We start from the raw sequence: 7,868 nt of genomic DNA on the forward strand, positions 1-7,868 counted from the left end.
GGGAGCCGGCCCACCACAGCCTGAACACACGCCCGGGCCAAGGTCCACCAGGCCTCGAAGCGCCGTCAGACAGTCGTCTACTCAACAACGTGACAACGCCCAGGAGGCGTCCGGCGCGGCGGACGGCACGGGCCGGTCGCTGTGCGTGGGGCTGGTGCTGGGTGGGGGAGGGGCGGGAGGGCAGGGCTCTGCCCGGTTCGCTCATGGCGGGGGAGTCCTTCACGAGGGTCGGCGCGGGGTGTTGGTGCGGCTGGACGGACCGAACGCCGCAAGTGTGCACGCGGTGAGGGGGATTTCGTAGAACGCCCGTGCGGTCGGCGCGACCTCTGAGACAACTTGCCGTCAGTCGTCCGCCATCGAAACCGCCGCTCAGGCATGGCAAGCGCTGTCTGCGTGCTCGCCGACCGGGCTTCAAACTGGCCGAAAAACATCACCGAGTGCGAAAAGCGCGTCGATTGAGATTTCTTTCGAACTTTTTCGGTCAATGTGTCAATGGAAAATCGCGTGGAATGAAAAATGCCGATCGGCATGCGGGGTGACTCGCGTGATGCTGTCCGCATTTGCCTCTTGGAAGCGGCGGGGCTGATTCCGGCTCGCATGGATCATGTGTTCGAGGGCAGAGTGCGCCGGCTTGTGTGCTTCGTGTGACAGGTTGTGTGGCAGCGGTGACCGTTGGTGTCACCGCTTCTGGCTGTCTGCCTCGTTTCCGACTTCCTGTGGGGGAAGCTGATGCACTCGCGTGCTGTGCGCGCGCCGTTGTGGCGTGTCCGGAGAACACACAGAACCGCTCTCGTCGCGGCGATCACTACCGCCGCCGTGGTGATGACCGCGGCCCCCGGCCTGGCGGCGGCGAAACCGGAGTTACCGGAGCCGGAGAGTCCGTGGACGAAGCCGACCAAGGTCGAGGCCCCGGCCACGCCGGCCGGGGTGACCCAGCCGGTGGCGTCGAAGGCGGAGGCCGAACCGTCCGCCGAGATCGCCGCGTGGCGGGCGGCGCAGAAGGCCCGGACCACCGGCACGAGCGAAGCCGCCCGCAGGGCTGCCGGCGCGGGGGCCGCCGAGATGACGTACGTGCCCGAGGGCCAGGGCGAGGTGCCCTGGCACCGCATCCTCGACACCCGCCTGAACGACGCCCTGGTGGCCCGGGTGAATCTCTCCAACGGCAACCTGATGCTCGCCGCGACGGACTTCGACATCGCCGGCGTCGGCCAGAAACTCCAGCTGACGAGGACGTACAACTCCCTCGAGGCCCCGTGGGGGAAGGTGTCACAGCGCTGGTGGCAGGCATATGAGCGCTACCTCCAGGCCGGTGACGGTGAGGTGGTCGTCTACGACGCCACGGGCGAGGCCCTGCGGTTCAGGGAGACGTCCACCGGCGGCTACACCACGCCGACGGGCTACTCCAAGGACCTGAAGAAGAACACGGACGGCACCTACACCTTGACCGACCGCAAGTCGGGTTCGAAGGACACCTACGACGAGCACGGCACGCTGACCAAGGTCACGGACAAGAACCAGGGCACGATCATCGTCGACCAGCACGACGAGGGCAGCGAGCACAAGGGCTTCAAGCTGACCGAGACCCGCTCGGGCCGCTGGATCGACCTGGTGAAGACGGACGCCAGCCAGTGGCAGGCCAAGGATCACACGGGCCGCACGGCCGTGTTCGACCTGGACCCGGCGGGCAACCTGGCGAAGGTCACCGACACCGACGGCAAGGCCACCGCCTACGCCTACGACTCCTCACGCCGCCTGACCAAGGTGACCACGCCCGAGGGCACCGTCACGCTGTTCACCTACGACGCCCACAACCGCGTCAGGTCCATGCAGCGTGCCACCGAGGTGACGGGCAGCGGTCACATCGGCCCGACCTGGCGCTACGACTACACAGCCGCCACCCCCTCCGACGCGGGCACCACCACGGTGACCGACCCCGACGGCGACGCGACGCAGCACGCGCACAACGCGGACGGCGAGGTCACCAAGGTCACCGACGCGCTCGGCCACTCCCGCCACGCCAAATACACGGGCCACCTCCTGCAGAGCGCGATCGACGCGATGGGCACGGGCGCGGACGGCACCGGCGGCAACACCACCACCTACGGCTGGGACGGCCGCAACAACGCCCTCTCCCAGAAGCTCCCGCTCGGCGCCACGGCGTCCGTGACGGCGTACCAGACCGTCGCCGGCACCGACCTGCCCAACGACTTCACCACCGCCGACGGCCGCAAGGACACCTTCAAGTACGACACCAACGGCAACACCATGTCGGTCACCACCTCGGGCACGGCCGGCGGCACCCGCGAGTACACCTACAACAAGGACACCCCGGCCTGCGGCGGCTTCGAGGGCCAGCGCTGCACCGCCAAGGACGCAAACGGCAAGGTCACCTCCTTCGAGTACGACACCAAGGGCAACCTCAAAATGGTCACGCCACCGGAGCCGCTGGGCAAGACGACCTACACCTACGACGCGCTCGGCCGGGTGGAGACCGCCACCGACGAACGCGGCATCAAGACGGTCTACGTCTACGACAACCGCGACCGCGTGACGAAGGTGTCCTCCACCAACGCCACGGTCACCTACTCCTACGACGGCGACGGCAACGTCAAGTCCCGCACGGACGCCTCCGGCACCACGGGCTGGACCTACGACAAGCTCAACCGTGAAAGCGTCCGCACGCTGCAGAACGGCGCCCAGACGGTGCTGGCCTACACCCCCGGCGGCGAGGTCGACCACTACACCGACCCGACCGGCAGGACCGACTACACCTGGGACAAGGCCGGCCGCCTGGACCACCTGACCGCCCCGGACGGCAAGAAGACCGACTTCGACTACGACGACAACGACAAGCGCACCAAGACCGTCTACCCCGGCGGCACAACGCAGTCGGTGACGATCGACGACAACGGCCGCCCCCAGGCCATCAAGACCACCTCGGGCACGACCACCCTGATCGACCTGACCTACGACTACAAAAACACCGCGGGCAAGGACACCACCAAGATCCGCACCCGCACCGACAACCTCACCAAGCTGAAAACCACCTACGACTACGACACCCAGGACCGCCTGCGCTACGCCCTGGAAGCCGACTCCGCCGGTGCCCGCAAGGCGTCGTGGCTGTACTGCTTCGACAAGGCCGGCAACCTCACCTCCCAGGACGGCAGCAAGAACGCCTGCCCCGGCGGCACCACCTACACCTACGACGACGCCAGCGAACTGACCGGCAAGAACGGCTCCACCACCGGCTGGTCCTACGACAAGCTCGGCAACGAGACGGCAGGCGCGAGCACCACCGCCCGCACGAACGAAACCTGGACGGACCACAGCCAGCTCTCCACCGTCACCGCAGGCGGCAAGAGCTACGACCTGGTCCACGCCGGCACGGACAACTCCGAACGCACCAAGCTGGGTCCGACCTGGTTCCACCACACCGCACTCGGTCTCGCCTCGATCACGACGAACGGGTCGACACCGGATTCATCCGCGAACCGGCGGGCACCTTGAACTCCATGACGACTGGGGGGAAGTCCTACTACTACCTCACCGACGCCACCGGCAACGTCCTCGGCCTCACCGACGACACCGGCAAGCGCACCCACACCTACGCCTACGGCCCCACCGGCCTGCCCCGCGGCACCACCACCGAAACAGTCCCCCAGCCCCACCGCTATGCGGGCACGTATCTGGACCCGACGGGCCTGTACAAGATGGGCCACCGCTACTACGACCCGTCCCTCGGCCGCTTCACCCAGCCCGATCCCTCGGGGCAGGAAACCAACCCGTACCTCTACGCCGCTGGCGACCCCGTAAACAACACCGACCCCTCAGGGCTGCTGAGTTTTGGGGACGTCACCGGTGTCGGAGACTGGGTGAGTCTCACCTATGACACCTTGACAGGCGATACGGAGAGCGCGAACGCCACCAAGATGGGCATGCTGGCCGGTATTGGTTTCGAGTCGCTGTGCATGGCCGGGGCTGCAGCCGGGTCCTTCGCCACCCTTGGTGTCTCGGTCGGTGCTGGGCTGACCGGGTGTTCCGTCGTAGCCGCAGGCGTTGCCGGCGCCACGACCGCTGCATACAGCTGAAGTACAACGTGGGGGCGGTAGATGTGCCCGCTTCCAGAGGGGACAGGAGTTACTAATGCGCACAGCCGCAATAATCGGCTCAGCTCTCGTAGCGCTATTGTGCGGCGCCGCATTGCTCTACGCCGGTGTGATGGATGCCAGTGACGGAAAGGCTCGGGCGATGCTGCCGATCGTAATCGGTGTCGTTCTGGCCGTCGGTGGGCTTCTGTTCTTGTACAAGGGGTTCAAGCGGTGACGATGTCAGCGATCATGCCGCCCTCTGCTGCCGGGCTGCCGACCTGGGGAATCGCCCTGGTCTTCGCGGTGTTCATCGCGGCGGTTCTATTCGTTCTGTCCCGCCGCCGGTAACCGGGTATAGACACTCCCCCGGGACTCATAGCAGCGGCCGTTCTCTCGTGCTTCGTGACTCGACATCTCGAAGCATGGAGAACGGCCGCCTCCTCTGTCCCAACAAAAACCGCAGATCAGCAGGTCGGGTGACAGAATGCTTCTCATCCTGAGCGCCAGGCGATCTCGATGGTGTGAATGGCAGCGGCGGTGCGTCCGATGCGGTTGGTGCTGCACCGGGCCTTGCGGAGGATCCGCCATTGCTTGAGGCGGGCGAAGGCGCGTTCGCCCGGTGCTCGAGCCGGGCGTGGTTCCGGTTGTACTTCTGGTAGTGCTCGGGAAGCTCGTGGTGGCGGTAGTAGGGAGTGCGGACGGTGGTGTCGGCACCTTGATAGGCGCGGTCGGCCAGGACGAGGAGTTGGCGGCTGCCCGACGGACCGAAGACCGCCGAGAAACGGTGCTCGGTCGTCATCCGCCTGACCTCGGTGACCAGTTCGTCCCGACCGAAGAACCGGTCACGATCGTCAGGCTCGAACCGCGGCATTGTCACGTTGGCTGACCGGTCTGAGATGATCTTGGAGTTGATCGTGCCGGGGAGGGGATCGCTCGTGTCGTCCGCGCCGCCGTCGTACAAGGGTCACCGGTACCCGGTGGAGATCATCGCGCACTGCGTGTGGCTGTACCACCGTTTCCCGCTCAGCTTCCGCGAGGTCGAGGAGTTGATGCTGAAGCGCGATGTGCTCGTCTCCCACGAGACCATCCGGCGGTGGTGCCTGAAGTTCGGGCAGTCCTACGCCAACGCACTGCGCCGCCGACGCCCCCGCCCGGGGGACAAATGGCACCTGGACGAAGTCTTCAGCAAAATCAACGGAGAGCAGAAGTACCTGTGGCGGGCGGTGGACGCCGACGGGACCGTGCTGGACATACTCGTGCAGAACCGCCGTGACAAGGCCGCGGCCATGCGCTTCTTCAGGAAGCTGATGAAGGCCACCCAGTCGGTGCCACGAGTGATCGTCACCGACAAGCTCCGTTCCTACGGCGCCGCCCACCGCGAGGCGATGCCGTCGGTGGAGCACCGCTGTCACAAGGGCCTGAACAACCGGGCCGAGAACTCCCACCAGCCCACCCGGCAGCGTGAACGCGCCATGAAAAGCTTTCGCAGCGTCGGCGGGGCCCAGCGGTTCCTGTCCGCGTTCAGCGGCATTTCACCGCACTTCCGGCCTGGTCGTCACCTGATGACAGCCTCCCACTACCAGGGCCCCGGCAAAGTCGTTGATCATGTGGACAGGAAGAGGCTGATGGATCGGTCGGTGTCGCGGGCGTGATGCCGTAGGGCGGCGGCGATGTTGTGGTGGCCGTGGAGGCGCAGAAGGGTGATCGCGGTGTTGCGGAGGCCGGCCATGACGCGGGGCGCGTTGCCGGTGCGGACCTGGGAGCGGTCCTCGTCGAAGGTGACGTCCCGGACCCAGTGCAGGCGGTTCTCGATCTCCCAGTGCGACTGTACCCACGTGGCCAGGAGTTCCGGAGGCGCGGTGCGGGCGTCCGCGCTGGTGATCAGGTAGACGATCTCGACCGTCCGTCTGCCCTTCCTGGTGACGGTGCGTCGCAGTTGGGCGACTTGCGTGGCCCCGGTGAAGCCGATCCAGGCGGGCACGTCGGCGACCTTGATCGTGCGGGTGGCTCGGCGTCCGTGTCCGCGTTCTGTCCTGGTGAGAACGGGCATACGGGCCCAGGGCAGGGCCTTGAGCTGCGTATACAAGGACTTCTGATTGGCTTTCACGGTCAGGACGTAGTCGGCGCGGGCCTCGGTCACCAGCGCCGCGGTGTCGTGATGGGTGTGCAGCGCGTCCATCGTGACCACCGCCCCGTCCAGATCAAGAATCTCCAGCAGGGCCCGGGCCGCGGGTATCTCGTTGCTCTTCTCGCTCACGGCGACCTGGCCGAGCACTGCGCCCGACCCGTGCGCGAGTGCGGCGACCAGGTGCGGGGCCGAGGTGGCACCGACGCGTGCGCCCCTTACGGTCTTGCCGTCGATCGCGATCACTCGCCGGCCCGCGATCAGCGTGGTCCGCGTCGCGGCCCAGGTTCCCAGCACTATGTCGAGACGGTCCGCGTCCAGCCTCGCGAACAGGCGACGCAGCGTCGACTCGTCAACCGATCCCCGCTCCAGACCCAACCGTGTCATGGCCACCGCCCCGGCGTCCCGGACCCACTCCCCGATCGCCGTGAAACCTCGTGCTCCGGCCATGACCGCGCACACCGCGACCGCGATCAGAGCTCCTACCGGGTGGCGGACCCCGCGCCGTCGGCGCGGATCGGGTATCCGGCCGAGCAGGTCGCAGAGGAACTCGTGATCCGGGACGGGCGTGCGAACAGGTGCGGAGATGCGGCACGATGGCATGGCGCGGGCGTTGTTCCCTGGTCGGACAGAAGGCGTAGGAACCTCCATCCAACCGGACCGGAACACGCCCGCGCACCTCACCCACCCGCAAAACTTCACGTCGCGGAGCTACCAGACGACTTTGCCGGAGTCCTGCCACCGAATGCGAGACAGAGCCGTTGATTAGACACTCCCTGGCTGGGTGGCTACAGGCGACTGTAGTTGACGGGTATGCCCACGGTTCCGACTTCGTCTTCGCCGAGGATGCGAGGGGCCCTGCACGCCAGCAGATTCGCCAGATGGATCGAGCACCCGGGCCGATGCGGGCTTTCCCGGAGTCCTCGACATGGAAGGTCCCCGCCGCTCCAAGAGTGCGGGGACCTTCGACATCAGGTACTGGGCTTGGCTGATTCTTTGCCTCTACGACGGTGCCGGGGCGGTCGATGGAGCCTGTGTCCGCTGTTCTCGCAGGTGCCATCTTCAGCTCCTGCGGCCCGGGAGACGAAGGGATGTTTAGCGGGACTCGTCGTAGGGGTCGCGGCTGCCGGACTTGGCCAGACCTCGGCTGATCATGTAACCGACGGTCAGGACCACGATGTACAGCCATGCCTGGTCGGCACGGAAGTAGTCGGCGTGGCCATCGTCGTCTCCTACGACCATGGAGGCGATCAGCACCGCGACGACCGCGGCGATGTAGGCGAAAAACTCTGTGGTCTTGAAGGCGGCCTTCGTCTCGGTCGACAGCCTGCGCGGCCGGTGAGCGGCCGTATCGGTGCCCGTGTGGTGGCCTGCGTTGCCGACCGGGTTCACAGCGCTCATGAAAAGGCACCTTTCTCATTGTGGGGAGTGCCGGTGGCACTCCAGGGAGTAAGGAACGCGCCAAGATCGACGCCGTGTCTACCAAGTGCCCGCGCACAGCGAAATAAACGGCACTGTCACGTTGGCTGCCCTGGTGGGATGATCTTCTGGTTGATCATGGTGGAGGGGGATCGCCCGTGGGGAGTGCGTCGCCGTCGTACAGGGGGCACCGCTACCCGGTCGAGGTGATCGCGCACTGCGTGTGGCTGTAC

At 66.4% G+C, this 7,868-nt stretch carries 3 protein-coding genes and 4 pseudogenes; 3 read left to right on the top strand and 4 right to left on the bottom strand.

Annotated elements, in window-relative coordinates; genetic code table 11:
- Positions 1–822: 822 nt before the first annotated feature.
- Positions 823–4,091: pseudogene (locus KYY02_RS33015) on the top strand (RHS repeat-associated core domain-containing protein).
- Between the two features lie 491 nt (positions 4,092–4,582).
- Here the strand turns inward: KYY02_RS33015 and KYY02_RS33020 are convergent.
- Positions 4,583–4,845 (bottom strand): annotated as a pseudogene (locus KYY02_RS33020) (transposase family protein); the annotation flags it as partial.
- A gap of 51 nt (positions 4,846–4,896) precedes the next feature.
- Positions 4,897–4,962: pseudogene (locus KYY02_RS33025) on the bottom strand (hypothetical protein); the annotation flags it as partial.
- A 25-nt stretch (positions 4,963–4,987) separates the two neighbouring features.
- Here KYY02_RS33025 and KYY02_RS33030 point away from each other — a divergent pair.
- Positions 4,988–5,743, top strand: a complete 756-nt coding sequence (locus KYY02_RS33030; RefSeq protein ID WP_371244617.1) for an IS6 family transposase — start codon at positions 4,988–4,990, stop codon at positions 5,741–5,743.
- Here KYY02_RS33030 and KYY02_RS33035 read toward each other — a convergent pair.
- Both KYY02_RS33035 and KYY02_RS33040 read right to left on the bottom strand, forming a co-directional pair.
- Entirely contained in the window at positions 5,695–6,867 is a 1,173-nt protein-coding gene (locus KYY02_RS33035; protein ID WP_371244619.1) for an ISAs1 family transposase, read from the bottom strand. The genes KYY02_RS33030 and KYY02_RS33035 overlap by 49 nt on opposite strands.
- 444 nt (positions 6,868–7,311) lie before the next feature.
- On the bottom strand, positions 7,312–7,617 hold the full coding sequence (locus KYY02_RS33040) for a hypothetical protein (RefSeq protein WP_290010398.1): 306 nt from the start codon (positions 7,615–7,617) through the stop codon (positions 7,312–7,314).
- 176 nt (positions 7,618–7,793) lie between these two features.
- Between KYY02_RS33040 and KYY02_RS33045 the strand changes: the two are divergent.
- Positions 7,794–7,868: pseudogene (locus tag KYY02_RS33045) on the top strand (IS6 family transposase); the annotation flags it as partial.

This window comes from Streptomyces pimonensis, assembly GCF_041380215.1.
Taxonomy (GTDB): Bacteria; Actinomycetota; Actinomycetes; order Streptomycetales; family Streptomycetaceae; genus Streptomyces; species Streptomyces pimonensis.

Bases quoted from the DNA above. Each gene is read 5' to 3' on its own strand.
- KYY02_RS33030 (WP_371244617.1), top strand. From the start codon at position 4,988: ATGATCTTGGAGTTGATCGTGCCGGGGAGGGGATCGCTCGTGTCGTCC.
- KYY02_RS33035 (WP_371244619.1), bottom strand. From the start codon at position 6,867: ATGGAGGTTCCTACGCCTTCTGTCCGACCAGGGAACAACGCCCGCGCC.
- KYY02_RS33040 (WP_290010398.1), bottom strand. From the start codon at position 7,617: ATGAGCGCTGTGAACCCGGTCGGCAACGCAGGCCACCACACGGGCACC.